The organism is Photobacterium sp. Hal280, from assembly GCF_037162255.1.
In the GTDB taxonomy this organism is placed as follows: domain Bacteria; phylum Pseudomonadota; class Gammaproteobacteria; order Enterobacterales; family Vibrionaceae; genus Photobacterium.
Map to the genome: position 1 here is coordinate 573,911 of NZ_JARLUO010000001.1, position 23,197 is coordinate 597,107.

At 48.7% G+C, this 23,197-nt stretch carries 26 protein-coding genes and 2 pseudogenes; 10 read left to right on the forward strand and 18 right to left on the reverse strand.

Annotation, left to right across the window (positions count from 1 at the left end; genetic code table 11):
• Positions 1–129: 129 nt before the first annotated feature.
• The 3 genes and pseudogenes from P4S53_RS02875 to P4S53_RS02885 form a co-directional block, all read right to left on the reverse strand.
• Positions 130–2,186 (reverse strand): annotated as a pseudogene (locus P4S53_RS02875) (PhoX family protein).
• Positions 2,187–2,355: 169 nt separating this feature from the next.
• Positions 2,356–2,754 (reverse strand): carboxymuconolactone decarboxylase family protein, encoded by a 399-nt coding sequence (locus P4S53_RS02880; RefSeq protein ID WP_337111299.1) that lies wholly within the window; start codon positions 2,752–2,754, stop codon positions 2,356–2,358.
• A gap of 74 nt (positions 2,755–2,828) precedes the next feature.
• The gene (locus P4S53_RS02885) at positions 2,829–3,182 is read right to left on the reverse strand and encodes a DUF2750 domain-containing protein (protein ID WP_027254236.1); all 354 of its coding nucleotides are present in this window, start codon (positions 3,180–3,182) and stop codon (positions 2,829–2,831) included.
• A 249-nt stretch (positions 3,183–3,431) separates the two neighbouring features.
• Between P4S53_RS02885 and P4S53_RS02890 the strand changes: the two genes are divergently transcribed.
• The 3 genes from P4S53_RS02890 to P4S53_RS02900 are packed head-to-tail and all read left to right on the forward strand — an operon-like array spanning position 3,432 to position 4,852.
• The gene (locus P4S53_RS02890; RefSeq protein WP_337111300.1) at positions 3,432–3,872 is read left to right on the forward strand and encodes a class I SAM-dependent methyltransferase; all 441 of its coding nucleotides are present in this window, start codon (positions 3,432–3,434) and stop codon (positions 3,870–3,872) included.
• A gap of 32 nt (positions 3,873–3,904) precedes the next feature.
• On the forward strand, positions 3,905–4,048 hold the full coding sequence (locus tag P4S53_RS02895; protein WP_337111301.1) for a hypothetical protein: 144 nt from the start codon (positions 3,905–3,907) through the stop codon (positions 4,046–4,048).
• A 48-nt stretch (positions 4,049–4,096) separates the two neighbouring features.
• Positions 4,097–4,852: a ceramidase domain-containing protein gene (locus tag P4S53_RS02900; protein ID WP_337111302.1), complete on the forward strand. Its 756-nt coding sequence runs from the start codon at positions 4,097–4,099 to the stop codon at positions 4,850–4,852.
• A gap of 1 nt (position 4,853) precedes the next feature.
• On the opposite strand, the gene P4S53_RS02905 is transcribed toward P4S53_RS02900, so the two are convergent.
• From P4S53_RS02905 to nrdD, 3 genes and pseudogenes are all read right to left on the reverse strand, one after another.
• Positions 4,854–5,117, reverse strand: coding sequence for a DUF2960 domain-containing protein (locus tag P4S53_RS02905; protein ID WP_120512255.1), 264 nt, complete (start codon positions 5,115–5,117; stop codon positions 4,854–4,856).
• A gap of 207 nt (positions 5,118–5,324) precedes the next feature.
• A complete protein-coding gene (gene nrdG, locus P4S53_RS02910) occupies positions 5,325–5,834 on the reverse strand; it encodes an anaerobic ribonucleoside-triphosphate reductase-activating protein (protein ID WP_337111303.1) in 510 nt (169 codons plus the stop codon).
• A gap of 15 nt (positions 5,835–5,849) precedes the next feature.
• Positions 5,850–7,673: pseudogene (nrdD, locus tag P4S53_RS02915) on the reverse strand (anaerobic ribonucleoside-triphosphate reductase); the annotation flags it as partial.
• A gap of 231 nt (positions 7,674–7,904) precedes the next feature.
• Here nrdD and P4S53_RS02920 point away from each other — a divergent pair.
• Positions 7,905–8,912 carry an endonuclease/exonuclease/phosphatase family protein gene (locus P4S53_RS02920; RefSeq protein WP_337111304.1) on the forward strand — a complete coding sequence of 336 codons (1,008 nt, stop codon included), beginning with the start codon at positions 7,905–7,907 and terminating at the stop codon, positions 8,910–8,912.
• Between the two features lie 202 nt (positions 8,913–9,114).
• Complete coding sequence (locus tag P4S53_RS02925) at positions 9,115–9,243, forward strand: hypothetical protein (RefSeq protein ID WP_255558089.1); 129 nt, start codon at positions 9,115–9,117, stop codon at positions 9,241–9,243.
• A gap of 76 nt (positions 9,244–9,319) precedes the next feature.
• Here the strand turns inward: P4S53_RS02925 and P4S53_RS02930 are convergent, their stop codons facing one another.
• The 6 genes from P4S53_RS02930 to P4S53_RS02955 form a co-directional block, all read right to left on the reverse strand.
• The gene (locus P4S53_RS02930; RefSeq protein ID WP_337111305.1) at positions 9,320–10,666 is read right to left on the reverse strand and encodes a VpsR-related response regulator; all 1,347 of its coding nucleotides are present in this window, start codon (positions 10,664–10,666) and stop codon (positions 9,320–9,322) included.
• A 271-nt stretch (positions 10,667–10,937) separates the two neighbouring features.
• Positions 10,938–11,465 (reverse strand): hypothetical protein, encoded by a 528-nt coding sequence (locus P4S53_RS02935; RefSeq protein ID WP_337111306.1) that lies wholly within the window; start codon positions 11,463–11,465, stop codon positions 10,938–10,940.
• 15 nt (positions 11,466–11,480) lie between these two features.
• Positions 11,481–12,161 carry a C39 family peptidase gene (locus tag P4S53_RS02940; RefSeq protein WP_337111307.1) on the reverse strand — a complete coding sequence of 227 codons (681 nt, stop codon included), beginning with the start codon at positions 12,159–12,161 and terminating at the stop codon, positions 11,481–11,483.
• Positions 12,162–12,309: 148 nt separating this feature from the next.
• Entirely contained in the window at positions 12,310–12,861 is a 552-nt protein-coding gene (locus P4S53_RS02945) for a hypothetical protein (protein WP_337111308.1), read from the reverse strand.
• A 179-nt stretch (positions 12,862–13,040) separates the two neighbouring features.
• Positions 13,041–13,373: a carbon storage regulator gene (locus P4S53_RS02950; RefSeq protein ID WP_192014201.1), complete on the reverse strand. Its 333-nt coding sequence runs from the start codon at positions 13,371–13,373 to the stop codon at positions 13,041–13,043.
• A gap of 44 nt (positions 13,374–13,417) precedes the next feature.
• Complete coding sequence (locus tag P4S53_RS02955; protein WP_337111309.1) at positions 13,418–14,098, reverse strand: hypothetical protein; 681 nt, start codon at positions 14,096–14,098, stop codon at positions 13,418–13,420.
• Between the two features lie 362 nt (positions 14,099–14,460).
• Here P4S53_RS02955 and P4S53_RS02960 point away from each other — a divergent pair, with 362 nt between their 5' ends.
• From P4S53_RS02960 to P4S53_RS02970, 3 genes are all read left to right on the forward strand, one after another.
• Positions 14,461–15,489 carry a transporter gene (locus P4S53_RS02960; RefSeq protein ID WP_337111310.1) on the forward strand — a complete coding sequence of 343 codons (1,029 nt, stop codon included), beginning with the start codon at positions 14,461–14,463 and terminating at the stop codon, positions 15,487–15,489.
• 199 nt (positions 15,490–15,688) lie between these two features.
• Positions 15,689–16,195 carry a DUF2750 domain-containing protein gene (locus tag P4S53_RS02965; protein WP_337111311.1) on the forward strand — a complete coding sequence of 169 codons (507 nt, stop codon included), beginning with the start codon at positions 15,689–15,691 and terminating at the stop codon, positions 16,193–16,195.
• Positions 16,196–16,213: 18 nt separating this feature from the next.
• Positions 16,214–16,582 (forward strand): HopJ type III effector protein, encoded by a 369-nt coding sequence (locus P4S53_RS02970; protein WP_337111312.1) that lies wholly within the window; start codon positions 16,214–16,216, stop codon positions 16,580–16,582.
• 56 nt (positions 16,583–16,638) lie between these two features.
• Here P4S53_RS02970 and P4S53_RS02975 read toward each other — a convergent pair whose 3' ends face one another.
• Positions 16,639–17,031 (reverse strand): methyltransferase family protein, encoded by a 393-nt coding sequence (locus P4S53_RS02975; RefSeq protein ID WP_337111313.1) that lies wholly within the window; start codon positions 17,029–17,031, stop codon positions 16,639–16,641.
• Positions 17,032–17,311: 280 nt separating this feature from the next.
• Between P4S53_RS02975 and P4S53_RS02980 the strand changes: the two genes are divergently transcribed.
• Positions 17,312–17,734 carry a DUF3010 family protein gene (locus P4S53_RS02980; RefSeq protein WP_218386605.1) on the forward strand — a complete coding sequence of 141 codons (423 nt, stop codon included), beginning with the start codon at positions 17,312–17,314 and terminating at the stop codon, positions 17,732–17,734.
• A 52-nt stretch (positions 17,735–17,786) separates the two neighbouring features.
• Here the strand turns inward: P4S53_RS02980 and P4S53_RS02985 are convergent, their stop codons facing one another.
• From P4S53_RS02985 to mrcB, 5 genes are all read right to left on the reverse strand, one after another.
• On the reverse strand, positions 17,787–18,020 hold the full coding sequence (locus P4S53_RS02985) for a DUF3820 family protein (protein ID WP_192014215.1): 234 nt from the start codon (positions 18,018–18,020) through the stop codon (positions 17,787–17,789).
• Between the two features lie 80 nt (positions 18,021–18,100).
• Positions 18,101–18,733 (reverse strand): fumarylacetoacetate hydrolase family protein, encoded by a 633-nt coding sequence (locus P4S53_RS02990; protein ID WP_337112047.1) that lies wholly within the window; start codon positions 18,731–18,733, stop codon positions 18,101–18,103.
• Between the two features lie 62 nt (positions 18,734–18,795).
• Positions 18,796–19,383 (reverse strand): YceI family protein, encoded by a 588-nt coding sequence (locus P4S53_RS02995; protein ID WP_337111314.1) that lies wholly within the window; start codon positions 19,381–19,383, stop codon positions 18,796–18,798.
• Between the two features lie 154 nt (positions 19,384–19,537).
• On the reverse strand, positions 19,538–20,071 hold the full coding sequence (locus tag P4S53_RS03000) for an NUDIX hydrolase (RefSeq protein ID WP_337111315.1): 534 nt from the start codon (positions 20,069–20,071) through the stop codon (positions 19,538–19,540).
• Positions 20,072–20,141: 70 nt separating this feature from the next.
• A complete protein-coding gene (mrcB, locus tag P4S53_RS03005) occupies positions 20,142–22,475 on the reverse strand; it encodes a penicillin-binding protein 1B (RefSeq protein WP_337111316.1) in 2,334 nt (777 codons plus the stop codon).
• A gap of 238 nt (positions 22,476–22,713) precedes the next feature.
• On the opposite strand from mrcB, the gene P4S53_RS03010 reads away from it, so the two are divergent.
• Positions 22,714–23,169: an exoribonuclease R gene (locus tag P4S53_RS03010; RefSeq protein ID WP_337111317.1), complete on the forward strand. Its 456-nt coding sequence runs from the start codon at positions 22,714–22,716 to the stop codon at positions 23,167–23,169.
• Positions 23,170–23,197 lie beyond the last annotated feature (28 nt).

Here is a 23,197-nt window from a genome sequence, read left to right on the forward strand (position 1 = left end):
TGTCAGTCTGGAAAAGTCGCGAAGCAATGTATTAAAGGAAAGCGATTGAAAGAAAGGTATCAAATGCAATTACCACAAAAAACCCGCAGCCTGGCTGCGGGTTGATAAAAAGTTAAGAGACCGCTGACATCAGATGCCAATCTCTCCGCCATCATGACGACGAATCACGACTGTGGCGGCACGCGGGCGAACCGTCTGACCAGACGGTGTCTGTTCTGCCGCATTGTCGGAATACGGCCAGTTCCCCGGATGCTGAATGTTAATAAAGACAGATCGATAATCAGGACTGATCGCAAAGCCCGTCACTTCACAGCCGTTAGGACCGACAAAGAAACGTTTCAGCTGGGTTTGGTTGCTGCCGTTCACCGCTTGCTGCTGCCCCTGCTCGTCTACCATGGCTGAAGGCACAATCGCCAGCATCTGATCATTGGTATAGCTGGTGACATCCGCCGCCCCATTGTCTGTCTGCACCCACAGGATTCCGCGTTCATCAAATGCCAGGCCATCCGGGCTGGCAAACATATTCAACTCCGTCAGGCCAGAAAGGTTGGTCTCGGCATCTGCATCGGCAGGTGAACCAAACAGGAAAATGTCCCAGCTGAACGAGGTCGCATCACTGCCTTCATCCCAACGGATGATATGACCAAAGTAGTTTTTCAGGCGCGGGTTTGCGACATTGGCCTCTGTGCGGCTTGAATTGTTGGTCAGCGTCAGATACACAGTGCCTGTAAACGGATCCACTGTGGTCCACTCAGGTCTGTCCATAGGCGTCGCGCCCACAAGATCAGCCGCCCCGGCGGTATTGAGCAAAATAGCCGCTAAGGAATCAAAGGTATCGCCCAGCACCCCCCTGTGGTCGGGCTGTTCATGGTCAGGGGTAACCAGATCCCGGCGCCGTCTTCTGAAAACTTCGCCACGTACAAAGTGCCGTGATCCATATACTTATCGCCCACCGCGCGGCGGTTCGACGGATTGGCATCTGCCGGGTCCCAAACCGCGTCAGAGACAAATTTGTAGATGTATTCAAATTTAGAATCATGACCCGAATAGAAAACAATCGGCTTTCCTTCCTCCAGCTTGCCGAACGCGCAACCTTCATGACGAAAACGCCCCAGAGCGGTACGTTTGACCGCACGGGCATTCTGGCTGTAGGGATCGATTTCAACGATATAGCCAAAGCCATTGGCTTCGTTGCGATAATCGGCGGCGGCACTTGCAGCGGTTGGAGTCACATCAAACCGGGTAAATTCATCCAGTCGTTCATCCGCATCACCCGCCAGATCATCCCAGCCATAACGTGTGGCCGAGCCCGATACACCAATACGGTTCTGCTCTTCGGTCTTGGTGCCTTTATTCACAAAATAACCCGGCCAGTTCTCTTCACAGGTCAGATAGGTGCCCCAGGGGGTATAGCCGTTACCACAGTTATTGAGTGTACCGCGGGTCTGGCTGCCATCCGGAGAAAAACGGGTTTCAAGATAACTGGTGTACGCCAGCGGGCCGGCCATATCCATCACAGTGGCTGCCGTAAAACGGCGGTTCAGCGGATCGTTATCGACGATTGCCCACTGATTACCATTCAGTTTTACACGTACCACACTGACGCCGTGCGCGTTGATTTCTTTGCGGATTTCCTCAGCGCTGGTGCGCAGATTGGTGCCAGCATCTGTCGTCGGCCCGTTGGGATGTAGCGCATCCGGCTCGATATACTCATGATTAATACACAGTAAACCATCATCAGCGGCGTCGTTGAGCGGGAAAAAGTGCATGCCGTCATGATTCATTCCCATGGCATTTGCCTGATCATCCGCCGAATTATTGCCCGCGCTATCCCAGGCGCTGGCTTTATCATTTAACGGTGTGCCCCAGGGGACGAGTACCTGAGCAGAATAGCCAGCCGGAACTGCCACGGCGTCCAGTAAAGATCCGGGGATGGAGTCGAAATTCAGCACGGCTGTGCTGCGGCCAGGCACTTCAGGATTTGTCCCCGAGCCACCGTTAGATTTACCAGAGCCACTGTCGCTGCCACAACCAGCCAGACCAAAGGTACTCAATGCGGTCAGTGCACCCAGACCTAATGTGCTTTTCAGTGCGGTACGGCGGGAAAGGTGCTTATCCAGCACCTGTTGAAACGTTTCATTGCCACTCTTGTTGTAACATGTTGGATCGAATGTTGCCTTGCTCATCAGACTTCCCCAGTTAAGTTTCTTATCAGCTTTTATGTGTGAACGGGCACACATACTGAGCGCGGAGTGTTACAACTGGGTGCAATCTTAATGACGCTTCGGTTTCATTATCTTTAAAATCAGATTCTTACAAGTTTAGCATTCAAACTGGCTGACAGAGCGCTTCAGTTCAGTCGCTCAGTTCAGTGGATAGGATTCCCGACTCCTGAAACACGGTTTTTGCCACTGTCATGCCGTTGATCGCTGCCGGAAAACCGGCATAGACGGCCATCTGCAGTATCACTTCAACAATCTGCTGCGGCTGACAGCCGATATGAAGTGCGCCTTTGATATGGCTGGCCAGTTGCGGCTGGCAGTTGCCCATTGCCGTTAATGCTGAAATGGTCGCCAGCTCGCGGGTCTGGAAATCCAGCCCCTCTCTGGAAAGCACCTCACCAAAGGGAAAGCTGATAATCAAATCAGCCAGCTCAGGACAAATGGCCTGAAAGGTGTCCTTCAAATGCTGTTCTGCTCCCGGGTCCAGTTCATTGAGCCTGTCCAGCCCGGCCTGATAACGTTTTGAATCCATCATTACCTGCTTTGATAAAAAATAGTGCCAAAAAAACCGCCAGCCGGCGGTTTTCACTGAATCTTTGAAGGGGATTACAGATACTGTTTCGCCACTTCCTGCGGTTCCATTTCAGCACCTTCCAGCTCCTGGTTCCAGTTCAGGCCAACCAGGACACCTTCTTCAGAAAGCGTGATCATCCAGTCCTGTACAAACACGTCTAATGGCAGCTGAGATGGCTGAAATTCAGCCCATTCTTCCACACAATGAAATTTCGCATCCGCTTCGGTAGACCAGAACGGCATCACTTCCGACTCTTCAAACTCACTTGAGTCAACAGACAGCCAATCCCCTTCTTCATTGCACAGGCCGTACACCACATGCGTCTCTTTCGACTCAGTGAAGAACAATTCAGCATTCGCCTGTACGTCTGCAGTTAATTTCGTCATGATGATTTCTCTCTTGATTGGGGGCTCGCTGGTTCGCGGGCTTGTTGGCGCAAATAGTAGCAAAGTTTGTGCGCAATGTAAGATCAAATTCTTGATATGGCGCAACGGCTTTGACCTCTGCCCGCCTGCCGTGACCATAGATGACTGGCCTGCGAATTCGCAAGAAGCGGATGAACAAAGATTGTCGCTGTGTCTAACAATTGAACGTTGGCTTCAGCACGCGCAGCTTATACTTGAAATGACCACGAAGTGAGCATTATCGAGGTATACATGGCCACCATAGACTGGCAAACCTATCTGTTTCCATCCGCTTTGCAAGCGCCCCGTACGCACTTGGTTGAAGCACATCAATTACTGGGTGAGCGACTCAGAGGGAAAGTGGCAGTTGACTGCGGATGCGGCCATGGCAGAGATACCTTCTATCTGTTAGAGCAGCGTTACCGGGTGTATGCCTTTGACAATAATCTGGATAGCCTGAGGCAGTTATCCACCCATCCTCTTGCTGCCTCGAATCCGCTGCTGGATCTGCAGCATTGCTCCTTCAGCGAGTACCGCTTTCCTAAAGCCCATCTGGTCAATGCCAGTGCGTCATTGTTCTTCTGTCCGCGCACAGATTTTTACGGTGTATGGCAGAAAATCGTGCAGTGCCTCAATCCGGGGGGATCTTCTGCGGTCACTTCCTGGGCATGAATGGTGATGATTCTGACTTTTCAGATAAGATAATGACGCACAGCAAGCCAGAGCTGGAAAGACTGTTCAGTCAGTTCTACGTGGTGTCCTGGCAGCAACGCCATGAAGTCTCTTCACGGTTAACGGGCGAAAAACGCCAATGGCACATTCATACTTTCATCGCGATGAAAAAGTAGCAGCCATTGATTGTCATGCCTGGATCGGTTCGACTCAAAGCGGGGCTGTTGATTGGGTCGGCCCTGTTACTCATTGTTGTGACCCTGTACTGGGCACCGATCATCCAGCCAGCCAACTTTTACGATTATGCCGATAATCACCAGCGATTTGGCATCAACAATTTCACTAACGTCATTTCTAATCTGCCGTTTGCCCTGCTCGGGTTGCTGGGGATCAGGCTGCTTAGCCAGATCCCGTCGCGACAAGCCGATCAGGTTATCGAACCAGAAATATCCAGCGCGTATTTTCTGTTTTTTCAGGCCCTGCTTGCCACCAGCCTTGGCTCAGCGTTTTACCATCTCTCGCCCGATCCGTTCGGATTAATGCTGGATCGCATTCCGCTCAGCCTGGCTTTTGTTAACTTGTATTGCATCGTCTTAAGCGAGTATATCTCACCGAGGTTAGGACAGCGATTGCTGTTCCCATTGAATGTCTACGGGCTGCTTGCCGTGGTGTACTGGTATCTGATGACGACCTATCAGGGAGGCGTTGCGGATTTAAGTGCGTATATTCTGATTCAGTTGCTGCCCATTGTGCATTTGCCACTGATTCTGATCTTGTATAACGAAAGACGACCCGGTGGCAGATACTATCTGGCCGCGCTGGTGACATATGGGTTCGCTAAGTTTGCCGAACTGCAGGATACAAACATCTATCTGCTGACTGGAGCGTGGATCAGCGGCCACAGCATCAAGCATCTGTTGGCCGCTCTGGCAGGTTGGTGGATTTATCGCTTACTGCAATTGCGTACAGCAAAAAGATAAATTATTTTTCACCAATGCCGCGATGCTGTTTCGGCGCCAGCGTTATTTTGCCGAACCCCAGCTTACGGAAATGGCTGTCACGAAAGTCTCTTACTGCCTTCTCGCCACTGGACACAGCTTCTACCTGCTGCTCCATTTTCAGATATCCTGTTAAATCAATCCCTTCTGCAGCGGCAACCGCCTCATGAATGGAACGAAACTGGCTGTAGGAAAAACTGATGTGCTTTTCCTGATCTTTATAGGTGTAAATAATGGTTCGTGACATAGCAGGACTCGAGTCGTTCTTTGTTTGAATCGGGTGGCGAAGTGTACCGAAAATTCCCTGCCAAGCCCAGCACTGGTCGGTGTTTTAAGCTTGGGTTTATCCACCCCGGTATTATTCATGCACTATGTTTTCCCACAGTTATACACAGAAACAGTGGATAACTTTAGCAATTATCAATAAAAGCCATGGAAATTGAATGGGTTAATATCAACGCTGTTGATAATTGTTCATTTCGACCCATGCACCTGACGGCCCGGCTTTGCGCAATACCCGCTGGTTACTGCTGCCCCGCCAGATAAGTGATCCATGATGTAACGGCTGAATAAACGGGCCATCAATCATCACATCAATATAAGATGTCACCCGCTTTTGCGCTGCGGTCAGGTGCTCCATCAAATACCCGGTCCACAGCCAGATATCTTTATCCGGGCATTCCTGTCTGACCCGTTTCACTAATTGGCCGATGCTGTCCAGATTGGCCGGATGAAGCGGATCACCACCGGACAATGACAATCCCCGGCGCAAAATACGCGTATCCTGCAAATCAGCAATGATGGCATCTTCCATTTGCTGATCGAAATACCTGCCGCTGCTAACCGGCCAGGTCGACTGGTTGTAACAACCCCGGCACTGGTGCTCACAGCCTGAGACAAACAGGGTACAGCGTGTACCCGGCCCGTTGACCACATCGCAATTATAGTATTGATGAAAGTTCACTCTCACTCCCGAGTGTTACAGATGTTTGACACGACGACGAACTTCTTCCTGCTTGCCTGCATTGAAAGGCCGTGCATCCGGGCTGCCAAGATAGCCGCAGACCCGGCGAATCACAGACACTCTGGCCGGTTCTCCGTTGCCGCATGCAGGACAGGTAAACCCCTTGCTGGTGCAGCGAAACTCCCCTGAGAAGCCACAGTCGTAGCATTCGTCAATCGGGGTATTTGTCCCGTAATAAGGAACCCGGGAATAGCTGTAATCCCACACATTCTCAAGTGCTTCCAGATTGTGCTGCAGATTCGGATATTCACCGTAGCAGATGAATCCGCCGCTGGAGACTGCGGGGTAAGCCATTTCAAAATCGATTTTGTCATAGGGATTCACTTTCTTTTCGACATCCAGATGAAAACTGTTGGTGTAGTAACCTTTATCCGTTACCCCTTTGATTTCACCGAACTGTTTTCTGTCCAGCGCGCAAAAACGGCTGCACAGGTTTTCACTGGGCGTGGCATACAAACTGAACCCGTAACCGGTTTCCTGCTTCCAGCTATCGACGGCTTGTCGCAGAAAACGAACGATGGCCAGCGCTTTTTCCTGCCGGTTTGGGCAATCAAAAATATGCACATCACTGCCATATAGGGCATTGATGGTTTCATGTAAGCCAATATAGCCCAGGGAAATCGATGCCCGGCCGTGTCGGAACAAATCGCTGACTTCGTCTTCAGGGCCAAGCCGTACGCCACAGGCGCCTTCCATGTACAAAATGGGCGCCACTTTGGCTTTCACGCCGTTTAACGATGATATTCGGTACGCCAGTGCTTCCCTGGCGAGCTGTAAACGTGCTGACAATAACTGATAGAAGACCTCTTCCTGACCGCAGGCTTCCAGCGCAATACGGGGCAAATTCAGGCTGACGACTCCCAGATTACACCGCCCTTCATGCACGACCTTGCCATCGGTTTCAAAACGATCCAGAAAACTGCGGCACCCCATGGGCGTTTTGAACGAGCCCGTCACCGCTTCAACCTGCTCGACATTCAGAATATCGGGGTACATGCGTTTTGAGGCACACGCCAGCGCAAGCTGCTTGATATCATAATTACCGTCTTCCGGTTTATGGTTGATGCCGTCTTTCATGGCAAACACCAGTTTAGGGAATACGGCCGTTTTTCTGTTTTTTCCCAGGCCGGCAATACGGTTTTTGAGGATGGATGCCTGGATCAGACGCGACTCCCAGGACGTGCCAAGACCAAAGCCAAAGGTGACGAAAGGTGTCTGTCCGTTGGCGGTATGCAGCGTATTTACTTCATATTCCAGTGACTGAAAGGCATCAAAGCATTCTTTTTCCGTCCTCTGTCTGGCGTATGCTCTGGCATCGGGGATCTCCCACTCCCGGGCAATATCCAGGTGTTTTTGATAACTGCTGGTGACATAAGGTGCCAGCACTTCATCGATACGATTGACCGTTGTACCCCCATAAATATGGCTGGCAACCTGAGCGATGATCTGGGCAGTCACTGCCGTTGCCGTTGAAATTGACCGGGGCGTGGCTATATCCGCATTGCCCATCTTAAAACCCTGGGTCAGCATGGTCTCCAGGTCGATCAGCATGCAGTTAAACATGGGAAAGAATGGCGCATAATCCAGGTCATGAAAGTGCAGATCGCCACTGTCGTGCGCATCGGCAATATCCTGAGGCAGCAAAAATTGACGGGCATAGTGTTTTGCCACAATTCCGGCCAATAAATCCCGCTGAGTTGGAATGACTCTGCTGTCTTTGTTCGCGTTTTCATTCAACAATTCAGCATGGGTTTGTCCCATCAGTCCGCGAATATCCTGCAACATCGCTTCCAGCCTGTTGTCGCTGTCCTTGTACACTGTCACCACACACCCCACAAACACAAAATAAGCACATTGTTATTATCACAAGACACAATATGTTGTGCATTAAGCGACAGATGCCGCAGCTTTGCTTTGATCTGAATCAGGAATGTATAAATGTCGGTTACACTTTGATAAGTGTTTCATTTCAGTGCAGGAGAGCGTTTGATGGCGGCAAGAGTCATAAGGATGAACAGAGTCAGATCCAATCTTGGGATCGCGCTTATCCTGATCTTCTGTGTCAGTTTATTCAGCGTTTTCAGCCAAGCATCAGACAGCCTGTCCTCTGTTAGCCGCGAACAGCCACAACCGCAATCGCTCACTGTGATGAGCTGGAACCTGGAATGGTTTGGCACGCCCCGGGTAACCCGCACCGATGCCGATTATGCCTACTTTACTGACGTGATCCGCCGGATCTCACCGGACATTATTGCGTTTCAGGAAGCAGACAGTCAGGAAACCGTTGAGCGTATTCTGCCCAAAGGCCAGTACTCGCTCTACCTTTCCGACCGGCACGGCAAAGCCAGTGAAAGCTTCAGAGACGGCAATCAGTACACGGGTTTTGCTATCCGGCAATCTCTGACAGTCAGTGACCCGCAAGATATCGCCAGTCTGAATATCCGCACCGCGCCCAAGTCAGGCGAACGGGCCAGAAAAGGCCGCCTTCGCTACGGGACCTATGTGATTGTCCACCCTCAGTCAGGCACGCCGATACACCTGCTCAGCGTACATTTAAAGTCTGGCTGTTACACCAGCAAGATCAGCAGGCAGTCTGCGTCCTGCCGTGTCCTGAGCTATCAGGCCGGCGTACTGAAAAACTGGATTGATCAACGGCTGGTCGCTAAAGAATCGTTTTTGATCAGCGGCGACTTTAATCATCGCATGGCCGACAACGGTGACTGGCTGTATCGCTCCCTGAGCGCTTCTTCTTCAGATCGCCATTCTGTCCATTTGCTGACAAAAGACGTGAACGCCTCATGCTATGTTCGTCTGAACCGCGCCAAACGCAAGTCAGAATACCGGCGATACACCGCCCTGATCGATCACTTTGTGGCGTCAGCCGACATTGCCGGTGCCCTCAGACAGGGAAAAGTCTATCAGTATCCGTTTTCCAAACATGATGTCAGCCGTTTAACGCTGTCGGATCATTGCCCGCTGGTACTGGATATTCCTTTGCCGCCGGGCTCCGGCCTTTAATCAAAGCGGCTAATCAGGTCCCGGACTTATTTGTGGGCGATTGATTTGTGGACGACGAATTTGTGAACAAGAGTCAATGATAGCCAAACGGCTCTGCACATCGCCGCTTTGTCATGTTAATGTCATCTCAAACACCTAGTGTTTCTGGCAGACAGAGACAGAAACCAAGCTAAGTAGTAAAGCGAAGAAGTAAGGAACACAAATGGACAGTATCAACCTGGCAACACTTGTTGTGCCAACCATGGATGAGCTTATGGTTGACCAGCCTGAGTGTGTCTACACCAACACAGATTCAGATGAGCACAACGAAATTATTCTGTTGTCTCACTAAAAAATGTCATCCCGTTCTAACCGTATAAAAAAACACCCCGCACCAAAGTCCGGGGTGTTTCACTTCCTGCTTAGGATTATTCACGCATAAACGAAGAGTTATAGTGGCGTACATCAGGCACAATATTGTGCTTGTTCAGCAGCCGGTACATGGTGGCACGCGACACACCCAAATCTTTGGCCGCCGAGGCAACCTGACCCCGGTGCGTTTCCAGTACCGCCACCAGCACGTCTTTCTCTGCTTCATCCTTGATATTACGCAGGCTTTGCTTGAAGTTTGCCTTGCTGGGCAAATCAAAATGCTCAGCCCTTACTTCGTTCCCCTCCGCCAGCAACGCTGCCCGTTTGACCTGATTAATCAGCTCACGGACATTACCCGGCCAACTGTAGCGCAGCAAGAGTTGCTTGGAGTCTTCCGAGAAACTCGATGCCATGGTGCTGTACTCCTTGGCGAATTTCTGCAGAAAGGTTTCCGCTAACAAGAAAATATCTGAACCACGCTCTCGCAAGGTCGGTACTTTGATGTGGAAGACATTCAGACGATAGAACAATTCTTTGCTGAATTCGCCTTTCGCCACCAAAGCGTCCAGATCTGCACTGGTTGCCGCAATAATGCGAACATCGCAGGCCGAGTCACCGTCCAGGGAATCACTGCCGGGTGCTTGAATAAAGGACAGAAGTAATTCCTGAAATTCTTTGGTTAACTCTTCCACATTATCCAGCATGATGGTGCCGTTAAAGCCGGCGCCTTCCTCATCAAGCCTGGACACATGCCTCAGGAAGTTCATTTTTTCATCATCTTTGCTGAGTGCCCCGCAGTTAATTGTCACAAAGGGGGCATGCTTGCGTTTAGACAGATTATGAATCGATTTGGCTATCAGCTCTTTGCCCGTGCCATTCTCCCCGGTAAGAAATACGTTAACTTCTGTTAACGCCACACGACGAACCATGTCACGTAATTGTTTGATTGTTTTTGACTCACCAAACAAGCCCATTTCGTGCTGGGTGGTAATCTCGTGCCAGGAACTGGATTCAATATCCAGCATGCCCAGCTGATGACCAACGGTATCCAGCAGATGGCTGCCTGGTACGGGTACAGTGAAATAGTCGACACAAAAGTTATTGATAAACTGACATATGGCATCTGTTTTCAATTGATCTTTTTTAATCAGTGCAATCCATCTCACTTGTTTAGTTTTATTTGCCCTCAAAGATATGCTGTTTAAGCTAAAATCATTATTGCTTAAATCAACGATACAAATACATGGGCTGAATTCTTCCAGGATTGAATCAACCGTTCTTAAATCATAACAGCACTGGGTTTTCCAACCTGACTGTTCGAGAAGCGCTATCCAAGGCTCGTAGTTACATCCTATTGCCACTAGTCTGCCATTCAGTGCTTTATTTTGACATTGACCTACCATCAGAAGTCACCTTCATTTCAATGCACATTTATTATTAATGTTCATTGAAAATATAGGCAAGAAACCTCTGTTACGCGTGGTATCAATAGTAAGAATTGTCTCAAGAAACGCCTTCTCACAACATAATCAGCCAATATTCAGCAGTTTAAGATTCGAGGCAATTCTGGAACTTTTTACGACCGTATGCATGACTGGACAAAACTGCATACAAAAAAGGTACAGCAGTCTGCTGTACCTTTACACTCACAACACAAATAACAAGGAAGTTATATCAATATCCTGTATGCAAAATCGCATTCTCAAGTCGGCTTTTTAGTACACTATTCTGGATGTATCCGTTAATATCAGCATCAATGTCTATGTTTCTCTCAATACGAATGTTGCTGCCATCCAGGCTGTTTTGCACCACCTGCATGATACTGTTGGGTAATAAACTGGGCCGTTCAAAGGAGTTGTTATCCCCCACCTGCTTCAACGTGAGCATTTCGCCGCTGGAATAGGCGGAGCCTGCCGTGGTGGTAAGCAACCCGTTGCTGATAGTGAAATTCGCAATGTGTGAGCGCAGAATTTCTTCGCCGTTCAGGGCCGTGATGATACTCAGCCCTATGCTTATCAGCGAACCTTCCGCCGAGAAGCCACCTCGGATTGCAGACATTTCCGATTGGGTCATGGCAATCATGCCCGAGTCATTCAATACCAACAAACTCGATGGCTTGGTGAATGCGTTCGCGGAAGTCGTTGCCATGACAGCAGCACCTCCCAGGGTGGCTGCTACAACATAGTAAGATAGCTTGTTCATACTAGCCTCTGCCTTTTAGTAATCGTTTGTACCCGGCAATGTAATACTGAACGTTGACAGCGAGTCCCTTGCGACAGCATCAGATACTGGTGAAGGGTTGTATACACTGTAGTTTTCTTGGGTAATGAAACTCTCGCGTCCCTCTTTTACTTTGTTTTTCACCAGCAATACCGAGCCGCGATAATGAGGTTTAAATTCACTGAGCTTCATCACCATGGTGCCGCGTGACGGATCGCCCAGAATGATCTGGTCGCTGTTGATGCCTTTAATCACCACAAAGTGCATGTAACCATCGAAATTAACTATGGTGATGGCGGGTACCCCAAGGGTTTTAAATTTTTCCAGCGGCAGGCGGTAGCCATTCGCATCCAGGCCAACAGACTGCATATAGTTCTTCATATCGAACATGGAAAATCCCTGTTTCTCAATTTTTTCAGGATCTCCCTTCTCAAACATCGACTTGAATACCGTATTTTCATTGGTCTCCATACCGTAGTGATACGTCATCAGTGAAGCCACCGCCGCAGAACCACAACTAAAGTCGTACTGCTGGCGCATCACATCACCAAAGAGTTTCTCCTGATAACTTTGCACTTTTACGTTGTATGCGCCTCGGCTTGGGAAATAGTCCAGAGCACTTACGGTTGTGCTGACCATTAATCCTGCCAGTGCCAGGGTTGCCAGTTTTATTTTCATCACCACACCCTTTATTGTTATTCACCCGACGCCGCTCTTATTGTCGTCAGGCAGGAAATCATTCTTATCTATCGGAGATTCTCAAGGTTTTTGAAAAGCGCCATAGGTAAAAACAATGAAAGGGCCGCCTTGCGACGGCCCGATTTGATTAGTAGCTCGCAGAACCAGATAAGGTTGCGTTGGTGCTGGTAGATTGTTGAACCATTGAGTTATTACCCACGTTCTGACCAGCAATGCTGATACCAGACGCATCGCCAAACGAATTGGCCATAGTGTTAAAGTGTTCAACTTCAACAGTACCGGCTTTACCGTCACAGCAAGCGCCACCATAGGTCACTTCATTTTTAATCACTTCACCATCAATTTCTGAATCAGCGAGTACTTTATCCATGCTGTATGATTTTTTGAAAGTTTTGTCGATTTTCACATCAGACTCTTTCTTCACAACCCAGGAATTATCGCTGTTATTTTTGATGGTTTTGGATTTGTCGTTTCCGATATCATTCATGTAAAGAAAATCGTTATCTTCATTGAAAGAATAATCAATTTCTTTTGATTTACTGACATCTACGGTTAAGGTTCCATTCAAGGTATCATTGAAGCTACCTTCAATATTATCCGCATCTGGACTATTGCCATATGCAAACGCCATTGGCGATGCAATAATCGCTGCTAATAACAACACGTTTGATTTACGCATGATGTTACTCCAATTATGTTCCCCATAACGCATGAGATTTAAATAAATCTCATGCTGGGTAAAATGTTATAGATGTTGAAGCAATGATGTTAGCCCTGCGAAACTAAATATCAATTACTAGTAATTAAACATTCAGTTTTAATTCCGGAAAATAGTCCGGATTAGATACACTAACAGTGTTACTTCAATGTCAGGTTAACCACGGTCGCATTTTGAATTAACACATTATTACCGGTGTTTTGGACAACGTTGAATACCCCTGATGATCCGCTGAAGGCACCGCCGTCAATCACGTTATTACCAGTTGTATTACCATACGCGCCATTACCTACGACATCACCGTACATATCCGAATCTGCTTGCATGTAGTCGATGTTGAGCTCGTACTGCCCACCCCGAGTCTCATACATCGAACTATCACTCAACGTATCGGAACTTGTTAGAATATCCAACTCATCAGCAACTGCACCCCAAGATAGCAATACAGCTACGGTCAGCGTTAAATATCTCATGACGTCCTCCTGAGGGTTGTCACAGACCCCCCTCAGCTAATGTGTTATTGGCCAAGAAGTACAGCGTTAGTGCTAGCACTTTGTTGAACCAGCGAGTTGTTACCGGCGTTTTGACCTGCCAGGCTGATACCTGAAGCACCGGCAAAGGCACCTGTCATATCATTCACATGAGTCACAGTCAGTGAGCCAGCGTCACCGCCGTAACCACCACCGTTGCTGCCACCATTGCCATAACCACGATTACCGTAACCACCATCATGGCCCCAACCACTGTCTTCACAGCAAGCACCACCGTAAGTCACGTCATTACCAATGACTTCACCTTTCAGGTCAGATTGCGCCATGTAGTGGTTTTCATCAACATCGATTTTCCAGGTTTCAGTATGCTCATAATTGCTGCTGAAATTGAATTTTTTGCTATTGTCACTGTTATCTGTGTACTTAAAGCTTTTATCGTTGTTGATATCTTTCATGATCAGGTGATCATTGTCTTCGTTAAAGCTGTCTGTAATGGTTTTATCGCTGTCATAATTCAGCGTAGCTTCCAATGATGTATCATCATTATATGAATCAACAATGGACGATTCGTTATCGTAGCCACCATTATGACCGCCATAACCACCACCATAAGATGGTGACTGTGGTTGTTGTGGATAGCCACTGGCCAAAGCCAGAGGAGATGCAACTACGACTGCCACTAACAGCGCGAGATTAGATTTACGCATGATAAGACTCCAAATATGTTGAGTTTTTATTTTATTGCTCCCCCGTGTTGTCACGAGAGATAACTTAATACTAGTTTTCGCCACTTTTTAGTTTGTATTATTTTTAATAAAAACGATGGCAATAAAAATCCCCCAATCGAACTTTTTACCTTTCTTAACATGCTTATTTCTAAGAACAGATTCATCATTCTCACATCTAATAATTGTATTGAGAGTAATACTGTTTTTATCAGGATGCAGAAGTAAGACAAAAATAACCTTTTATTGATCACTTTTTATGGAATGCTTGACTATTCTTATGACAAGTCAGTGCAACTGACTGCCATTTTTGGGGTGACCTTTGCAAACAAAGTGAGGATATCGTGAGAAAGTTTAACACACACAGCCTTATAGCGCTGATAGCGATCTTTTCAACCACGGTTGCTGCAGAGGAATCTACAACAACCCAACAAAAGTCGCGTCAGGTTCAGACAGTGACCGACATTCTGGAAAGACCGGGGGTACTGACACCGAAAGGGTCGTTCGTGCTTGATTCTTCCTTAACCTATACCCAGAACTCCTCCAATACCGTTTCGGTGGTCGGTTATACCGTTCTGCCATCACTCATTGTTGGTCTGATACGGGCCAGTGATATTGACAGAACTACTATGACCTTTGGCCTCACCGGACGTTACGGGATCACCAACCGGCTAGAAGTCGAAGCCAGGATTCCCTGGGTTTACCGGAACGATTCCATCTCCGAGCGGGATATCAATGGCCCTTCCAACAGTCCCACCACGAAGACAGTTGAAGGTAACGATTTGGGAGATATAGAAGCGGCATTTAAGTACCAGTTCAATATGCTTGAAGCCCCCTACTGGATAGGCAGCCTGCGCTTCAAAAGTACCACAGGGAGCTCACCTTATGAGGTACCTATTGACAGCACCAACGATTTCAAAGAGTTACCGACTGGTTCTGGCTTTCCCAGCATAGAACCTGGCGTCACGATGATCATGCCACTGGACCCTGCTGTACTGTTTCTCAATGCCAGCTATATCTGGAACATTAAAGATGATGTCAGCATACAAATTCCTGCGACTGACCAGGCCCCAAGTACGCAAGTCAATACCATTGACCTGGGTGACACCATTTCATTGGGTGCAGGGATGGGTTTTGCCGTTAACCCTAAATTCTCATTCAGCATTGGCCTGAACCACAAAACCATACTGAAATCGAAAGTGAACGGCGGGTATCCAGACGATGCGAAATTACTGCAACTGGATACGATTTCTTTCGGTGCCAACTATGCTGTGAACAGAGAAACCACCATAAACGTAGGTGCGGCAGCAGGGTTAACGGCTGATGCCCCTGATTTCCAATTGACAGTCCGGATACCTTATACCCTGAAATAACTCAGGCTTCTCATCAGAAATGCCAGTCACTGCTGGCATTTTTTTCGCCTGGCCTTCCCCCTTTCTTCCCATCCCGCTTTCCACTATGCTTAGAGCAGTTGATTCTGGGCGATCTATCGTGCCGTTTTTCTAAATGCTGCCAATAACTCCGCCAAGTCAACAAATCATAATAATCAACATCCGAAAACAGGATCCAACTATGTCCACCACCCCTTTATCCACCGAACAAATTGACACTATTTTGCAGTACGATGCGGAAAAAAGATGTCAATACCTGCTGAAAGAAGTGACCAGTCAGGGGCAGATCTGGATTCTGACCGACGAACACGGCTGCGTCATGTTAAACAGCGAGGATGAAGACTGTGTGCCAATTTGGCCAAATCAGGAGTTCGCACAAGCCTGGGCAACCGGAGACTGGGCGGAATGTAAGCCTGAATCGATTTCAATCAACAAATGGCACAGCCGCTGGACACCAGGATTAGAAGACGACGAACTGGCGATTGTCGTGTTTCCGAATCTGGATCAGGAAGGCATTATCCTGTACCCGGAAGAGTTGGACGACGCGCTGAGACAGCAGTCCAAAAATCAGGTAAACGTTAGGCAAGACAGCAATAAACCTGAATTCACTATAGCTTTTGCATATCCGGCGCATGATACCGGATATGCAGAGCTGCTACGGGGCTGCCCCCGTTTTCCCCCAATATAACTGAAGCAGGAGAACAGCATGGATACGCTGCTCAAAACCATCAAGGAATCACCCACAAGCGTTGCTTTCGACAACGTCCTGAGTGTCATAGACCAGCACTACGACTACAGGCCGACGGCGTTCAGCAATGGTCTGGGCAATGAAACGCTTGCCAACGAAGCGGGCAGCAATGAAGGCTCATGCCGTATTTTCGCCTTTGCCCAGCAGCACAAACTCTCTGAACAGGAAACGCTAGCCTGTTTTGGGCATCACTATTTTGATGCTGTGCTGAACAACCCTGATGGCACCGATCATATGAATATACGGACATTCATGAAATATGGCTGGCGTGGTATTCGTTTTGCCGGACAGCCGCTAAAGCCGAAACATTCCGTTGCGGATTGCTAGTCCTCAGATCCAAAACAGGGAGCTCACAGCTCCCTGTTTTTTATCTGAACGTCTGATCAACACCATCGTCTGACGTGCTGGCAATATTCCTGATACTGCTGGCCAAAGGCATGTTTGAGAACTCTTTCTTCTGCCGCAATCTGCACATAATTCATGTAAATGGCAAATAGAGGAATCATGATCAGGCTGGAAATGGCTGCCAGATTCAGAAAAACAGCCACCAGCAATAACAACAACCCCAGGTAAATCGGGTTTCTTGAGATCCGGTATACGCCTGAGGTCACCAGTCGCGTTGTTTTCCGTGGATTGATTGCCGTCTTCGCACGGGCAAAGGCCATGATGCCAGCCAAGCCGAAACCCACAGCCAGCAAACTGAACACCCATTCCAACAAAGTCTTGCCTGGAAAGCTGAATCGCCACAGCGGCAGATACTGAGCAAGCAAGTACATTGCAGCTAATGTGATTAAAAATACTAATGGGGGGTAAGTCTGAATCTCATGTGATATCCCTCACTCACAGTCAACAGCTTGATATAAAAAGTATAAACACATTTGTACTGAAGCAGAAAGAATTGTTTAAAAAATGTTAAATCCATTATCCTTTCCCTTGCTCCCCTTCAGTGAAACGAAGATATACCCGGTAAAAAACAGCCCATGGCAGTGATTATCACTGACAGCCAGTCTGATCTTGGCTTACAATAGCTGCCATAGTCATTATTCGAGATATGCCATGAAAATTTTTGCCGTTGAGCTGAAAGGGAAAGAAGCCAACCTTTGTCTGCTGTCACTGAAACAAGGGATGTTTTCAATTCCTGACTGCCGATCGCAGAAACTGGTGCTTAGCGATGCCTTTGACAACCAACAAATGCGTCAATTTCAGAAAAGCTTCAAAAAGCTGGTCGAAGACTACCAGGTGGAGCACATCGTCATTAAAACCCGAGAAACGCGTGGCAAGCACGCGGGAAGCGCTGAAAGCTTCAAAATGGAAACCGCTATTCAGCTGATTGACGATCTGGATGTCACTTTTATCAGCAATGCCGATATCAAAGAAAAGCTGAAAAGAAGCCCGTTGTCAGTCGATTTCCGCGGCACAGGTCTGCGCCAGTTCCAGGAAAATGCGTTTGTGGCTGGCTATGCCTTTCTGAGTCAGTAAACACAACAGGGAGCCAGACGGCTCCCTGTTCATTTCTGATAGCTGGTATTGATCAGGCCTGCGCATCAAGGCGAAAACCTTTTAATGGCCTGATAACCTCTTCTAACCCTTCAATTTTCATTTCAAGCGTGATTGCCAGCAATCGACCAAGCTCGCCATCAGGAAAACCCTGCTTGGCAAACCAAAGCAGATACGGTTCAGGTAAATCGATAAGTACCCGGCCACTGTACTTGCCAAATGGCATTTTCATATTGGCCAGTTTGACCAAATCACGTTTCTCAAACATTAATACTTACCGCTTTCCGCTTTGGGTTTACTGATCGCCATGAAGTTAAGTACCAGAAATTAAGTGCCAGAAGTCAGGTGTCAGTCTTTTGCTGTCCAGCCAATCCTGACCAAGGTTTCCTCATGACAGGTTAATGCACCAAGAAACTCTTGCCCTGCTATCACCTGACCAACCCCTTTCGGCGTCCCGGTCATCACCACATCGCCATCCTCAAGCGGAATGACCTTCTGCACTTCTGCCAGAATAGTTTCCGGTGAGTAAAGCATCAATGTGGTGTCGCCCTTCTGAACCAGGCGGCCATCTATGTGCAGCGTTAATCCAAGCGGAGAATCAGAATCGGGCAAAGCGACGAACTCACTGAACAGCGCGGCGCCTTCGAACACCTTGCTGCGCTCCCACGGCAACCCTTTGCCTTTCAGTTTGGATTGCAAATCACGCTTGGTCAGATCCAACCCCAGCGCAGCTGCGCTGAACCGGCCGCCATGATAGAGATACGCGATCTCGGCTTCATAATGCAGCACTTCACCACCATGGGTGGCGTGTAATTCATTTCCAATTGCAGTGTTAGGCTTCATGAAAATGACCATCTCTTCGGGCATTTCATTCCCGAGCTCTTCAATGTGGGCTGCATAATTTCGGCCTATGCAGACCACTTTTCCCGGCTGAATTTGCTTACCATTGACCACCACACGCTTCATGACCATTCCCTGTATTCAATGTGAATAAGACAAGAGCATAATGAGCGGGACCGCCAAGGTCAAAATAATTCAGAGGGTTATGGCTCAGGCACAAACGCCAGATTCACAAAGACTGGGACACTTGGCAGTATGCCATTCAAATTCGCGACTTCTTGTAACGCGGTAATTCCCTTTTCCAAGCCAAAGGCTTTCGCATCAAGGATAATCGGGCTCTGGCTGCTGACCATCAAGGTGCCGTCAACCAGCCGTGTAATCCGCAAATCCGCATTGACCGGATTAATCGCACCATGCAGATTAAGCTTAAGAGACACTTGCTGAGTCAGTGTTTCTCCCGGTTTCAGATCCGCCAGCCCGGTCACATCAACCTCACCTTCCAGCATTGCTTTGGGAAAGTCCGACACATTAAACAGCATCGCTTTCATGCGTTCATCCCGGATGGGGATTTGTGTGTCTACACTGGATAAATCCAGCATCACCTGCACTTCGCCCTGATCCGTGATAGAGCCTTCGATTTCTTTAAATGAATGCTGCTCAATCACACTGTTATTTTTTACGGATAAAAATCGCAATTGCGATTGGCTGTTATCCAGTTTCCATGCCGCTGATGCACAGAGAGGAAATACCGCCAGAGCGACAAAAAAAATGTTGCGAACAGATAAAGCCATAACTATCTCCAGAAATACGATGACATGGATATAATCATAGGCAGTTTCCGTCCATTTCGCGTGTAAAATAACTGTGAAGTTACCATTTATCGAGCGAATTCACTTTTTGTCTTGAACAATGCAATCAATTACTTACTTTAGGATGAAACCAGAGTCAGGCATTCTCAGTCACAGTTAGCAGCTCATCACGGATACGTTGAAGCAAAAACAACTCGCGCTCCACGGACATTCCTTTTTTATCGCTTTTTGCGACCGTTTCTTGGTTATGAGCTATCGCGTCATGGATATTCATCCAGACAGGTTTCATGCCATTCTGGATTTCATACGCTTCCAACTGCGTTTCACCCAACTGACTGTCGATGCGGCAGGTGAAGCAGAATGATTTCATATGCATGATATCAAACTCAGGTTTGTACCATGGCCGATACTCTTCGTAGAGACCAAAAGGGACAATGTCACGGATATTACGGGCGCCGGTTTCTTCTTGCAGTTCGCGGATCAGCCCGGCCTCGATCTCTTCCCCTTCATCAATACCGCCGCCGGGTAAGCTGTAGTCGTGATACCTTGCGGTGTACAGCATCAGAATATTGTCACCGTCCAGAATGATTGCTCTGGCTGCTGCACGGTAAAACACTGAACCACTCAAATCAGGGATATCAGGATGAACCGTACGCTTGAGAAGCCGCATAAAAGGTTACTCTTCAGATAAAAAAACGGGTCGGCATTGTAACCGACCCGCTGATGATTTTCAGTCACTGTTACCAATTAAAGATCGAGCGAATAATGGTAGAGACTTTATTTTCACAGCCTTGAGACTGACGGCCGTCTTTGTCCCAGACAGGTAATTCAACCTGACCGATACAGGCCTGCGTCAGACCGCCTTGCTGATTCACCTGATAGGCAACATCCGTAATATTCTCAGGTTCCTGCAGCTTGACCGGTTCAGGATCACGGCGCTGTATGTAATCCGCATACAGGCGCAGCGGGCCTGAGGACCCTGTCAGCTTGACATTTTTATTGTCATCCCGGCCCATCCACACTGTCACGACTTCACGGCCATCAACGCCGACATACCAGGAATCCCGGCCTTCATCAGACGTACCGGTTTTACCGGCCAGCTTCAGTGACGGCAGGATTGAATCCAGATAACGGGCTGTGCCTTCAGAGACCACTTTCTGCATGGCATACATGGTCAGCCAGGCAGATTGCTTGGAGACCACCTGTTTCGCCGTCGGCAATGCCTGATAAATCATCTCACCATCACGATCAGTCACGGCACTCAGGGCTGTCAGTTCACTGCGGCGACCTTCATTGGCAATGGTCTGATACATTTGCGTCACTTCATACGGTGACAAGGTAAAGGCGCCCAGTAAGATTGCCGGAACCTGAGGGATCTGGCCGCGATCAACACCGAGATCAACCAGGGTGTCCACCACATTATCCAAGCCAACAGACATCCCCAGATTCACTGTCGGGATATTGTAGGAACGAGCCAGGGCCTGAACCAGAGGTACTTCACCACGAAACCGGCGATCATAATTTCGCGGCGACCAGGTTTTTCCCTTTTCATCGGTCAGCGTCAGTGGCTTGTCATCCAGATTGCTGGCCAGGCTGAAACGCTCCGGCCTTGCCAGTGCCGACAAATACACTGCCGGTTTCACCACGGAACCAATCTGACGGCGGGCATCCAGTGCGCGGTTGAATCCGTCAAACTCAGGACGGCTGCCGCCGACCATGGCGCGGATTTCACCGGTCTGGCGATCTGCAACGACTACTGCCGTTTCAAGCTGTTTGCCGTGCTGCTTCTTAAGTGCCGCCATTTTTGTCCGTACAACGGCCTCAGCACTGGCCTGGGAAATCGGATCCAGTGTGGTATAAACGCGTAAACCCAGACCCGGTTGATAACCCTGACTGACACGCTTGTTCAGCTCTTGCTTCAATAAGCTAAAGAATGCGGGCTGCCTGCCAGCGACATGCCCTTTTGGCTGCAAGTCTAAATCTTGCTTGATCGCTTTTTTATACGTCTCATCATCTATCTTCTGAGTATCGTGCAGCAAGCTGAGCACCAGATCCCGGCGCTCTTTCGCGCGCTCCGGATAACGCCAGGGATTATAGTAGGACGGTCCTTTGACCATACCGACCAACAGGGCCTGCTGATCAATACGCAGTTCAGACAGCGGCAAACCAAAATAGAAACGGGCACCCAGGGCAAAACCGTGCACCGCATCCGAGCCGCTTTGTGCCAGATAGACCTGATTCAGGTACGCATCAAGGATTTCATCTTTGTTGTAGCGATAATCAATGATTAACGCCATATAGGCTTCTTTGAACTTACGCCACAGACTGCGCTCACTCGATAAAAACAGGTTTTTTGCCAACTGCTGAGTGAGCGTACTGCCGCCCTGCACGGTACGTCCCGCTTTCATGTTCGCCAGAAATGCGCGACCGATGGCAACCACAGACACACCGTCATGGGTATAAAAATCACGGTCTTCTGTTGCGAGCAGTGCGTCAATCAGCGTGGAAGGCAGCTCTGATTTGGGTTTGTACAAACGCAACTCGTTGGAATCGGTCTCCAGCATTCCGAGCATTTGCGGTTCAACCGAAAAAATCCCGTATTCACGGTGCGTGTTCGCATCAACAACACGTTTGACCGAGCCGTAATTAAATTCAGCAATCACATGACGGGCTTGCTGTGAGCCACTGCGTGACTGGAAGGGGCGACGGATGAATTCCACTTTCAGACGGCTGGTGCTGTACTCCCCGACCCGGGTCGGCTTGCTGACTTTGCGGTAGTTCAGGGCTTTCAGCTCCTTCACTAAATCTTCGTATCGCACCTGTGCACCAGGTTCCAGCACCAGCTCGCGAGCATAGACCACAGACGGGAGCTGCCAAAGCTGGCCGGCAAATTTATCCGCTATCTGTTTGTTGAGCGTCCAGCCCAGCCCACCGATGGCAACCAGGCTGCCAACCAGAATAAGGGCAAGCAGAATTTTCCACTTGCTGCGGCGTGGTGGCTCGCTCCCATCAGAATTCTTACCCGGCAAATATCGGGCTGAAGTATGGGCAGATTGTTGTTCAGACTCTGTCATTACCTTCATCTTCGCTAACTGCTGAATATGCACATTCAGCATAATTTGATTACTTTGTGGCATGCAAGATAGCTAAATTTTGCTCATTTTTTGTCAATCCTGTGTCAACTAAATGACGCAAGGCCGCATGTTTCAAGGGCTCCACGGCTGTAACTGAATGACAGCGGTAGCAATTCTTCACATCATCACGCAAAATACGGGCCATTCAAAATTGCAGCCTTACCGGAGAAAGAGAGCAATGCAACGGGATTACACATTAAACTGTCTGCTCACTATGCCCCGCCACGAACTGGAAGAGTTCAGCCAGCGTATCCTCAGCCGCATGGTCCCTGAGGATGTCATGGAAGAGTTGTTCACTTTTGAGCCGGAGGAAACCCAGACCGCAGACCGCCTGCGTGCTGCCCAATTTGACGCTATGCTCAGAATGTCTGCGATTGCTCTAGGGGAAGTGTCTGGCGCCTTTTCCGGCTCTGAACAGGCGAAACAGAATACGGAGCGAATGACGCGGCTGCTGCTCTGGCATTTTTATGCCATGGCTTTCCAGATGGAAGAAGTCGTCACGCTTGAACAACATTGCCAGGAAGTTGAGCAACTGCTGAAGAACGCGCCGTCAGATACCTTCGGCTGGATTCAGTCACTGACAGAATTGCTGCACCGTTATGCCAGCCTGAGCGGACACGCGTCAGACTCATAACCTGTCCGGCGAGCCATTCTCGCGTAAG

What these genes read in the sequence shown, in the direction of transcription:
- P4S53_RS02880 (WP_337111299.1), bottom strand. Translation starts at nt 2,754, where the DNA reads ATGGATTCAAAACGTTATCAGGCCGGGCTGGACAGGCTCAATGAACTG.
- P4S53_RS02885 (WP_027254236.1), bottom strand. Translation starts at nt 3,182, where the DNA reads ATGACGAAATTAACTGCAGACGTACAGGCGAATGCTGAATTGTTCTTC.
- P4S53_RS02895 (WP_337111301.1), top strand. Translation starts at nt 3,905, where the DNA reads ATGACGCACAGCAAGCCAGAGCTGGAAAGACTGTTCAGTCAGTTCTAC.
- P4S53_RS02905 (WP_120512255.1), bottom strand. Translation starts at nt 5,117, where the DNA reads ATGTCACGAACCATTATTTACACCTATAAAGATCAGGAAAAGCACATC.
- P4S53_RS02920 (WP_337111304.1), top strand. Translation starts at nt 7,905, where the DNA reads ATGAACAGAGTCAGATCCAATCTTGGGATCGCGCTTATCCTGATCTTC.
- P4S53_RS02925 (WP_255558089.1), top strand. Translation starts at nt 9,115, where the DNA reads ATGGACAGTATCAACCTGGCAACACTTGTTGTGCCAACCATGGATGAG.
- P4S53_RS02930 (WP_337111305.1), bottom strand. Translation starts at nt 10,666, where the DNA reads ATGGTAGGTCAATGTCAAAATAAAGCACTGAATGGCAGACTAGTGGCA.
- P4S53_RS02935 (WP_337111306.1), bottom strand. Translation starts at nt 11,465, where the DNA reads ATGAACAAGCTATCTTACTATGTTGTAGCAGCCACCCTGGGAGGTGCT.
- P4S53_RS02940 (WP_337111307.1), bottom strand. Translation starts at nt 12,161, where the DNA reads ATGAAAATAAAACTGGCAACCCTGGCACTGGCAGGATTAATGGTCAGC.
- P4S53_RS02945 (WP_337111308.1), bottom strand. Translation starts at nt 12,861, where the DNA reads ATGCGTAAATCAAACGTGTTGTTATTAGCAGCGATTATTGCATCGCCA.
- P4S53_RS02950 (WP_192014201.1), bottom strand. Translation starts at nt 13,373, where the DNA reads ATGAGATATTTAACGCTGACCGTAGCTGTATTGCTATCTTGGGGTGCA.
- P4S53_RS02955 (WP_337111309.1), bottom strand. Translation starts at nt 14,098, where the DNA reads ATGCGTAAATCTAATCTCGCGCTGTTAGTGGCAGTCGTAGTTGCATCT.
- P4S53_RS02965 (WP_337111311.1), top strand. Translation starts at nt 15,689, where the DNA reads ATGTCCACCACCCCTTTATCCACCGAACAAATTGACACTATTTTGCAG.
- P4S53_RS02970 (WP_337111312.1), top strand. Translation starts at nt 16,214, where the DNA reads ATGGATACGCTGCTCAAAACCATCAAGGAATCACCCACAAGCGTTGCT.
- P4S53_RS02975 (WP_337111313.1), bottom strand. Translation starts at nt 17,031, where the DNA reads ATGTACTTGCTTGCTCAGTATCTGCCGCTGTGGCGATTCAGCTTTCCA.
- P4S53_RS02980 (WP_218386605.1), top strand. Translation starts at nt 17,312, where the DNA reads ATGAAAATTTTTGCCGTTGAGCTGAAAGGGAAAGAAGCCAACCTTTGT.
- P4S53_RS02985 (WP_192014215.1), bottom strand. Translation starts at nt 18,020, where the DNA reads ATGTTTGAGAAACGTGATTTGGTCAAACTGGCCAATATGAAAATGCCA.
- P4S53_RS02995 (WP_337111314.1), bottom strand. Translation starts at nt 19,383, where the DNA reads ATGGCTTTATCTGTTCGCAACATTTTTTTTGTCGCTCTGGCGGTATTT.
- P4S53_RS03000 (WP_337111315.1), bottom strand. Translation starts at nt 20,071, where the DNA reads ATGCGGCTTCTCAAGCGTACGGTTCATCCTGATATCCCTGATTTGAGT.
- mrcB (WP_337111316.1), bottom strand. Translation starts at nt 22,475, where the DNA reads ATGACAGAGTCTGAACAACAATCTGCCCATACTTCAGCCCGATATTTG.
- P4S53_RS03010 (WP_337111317.1), top strand. Translation starts at nt 22,714, where the DNA reads ATGCAACGGGATTACACATTAAACTGTCTGCTCACTATGCCCCGCCAC.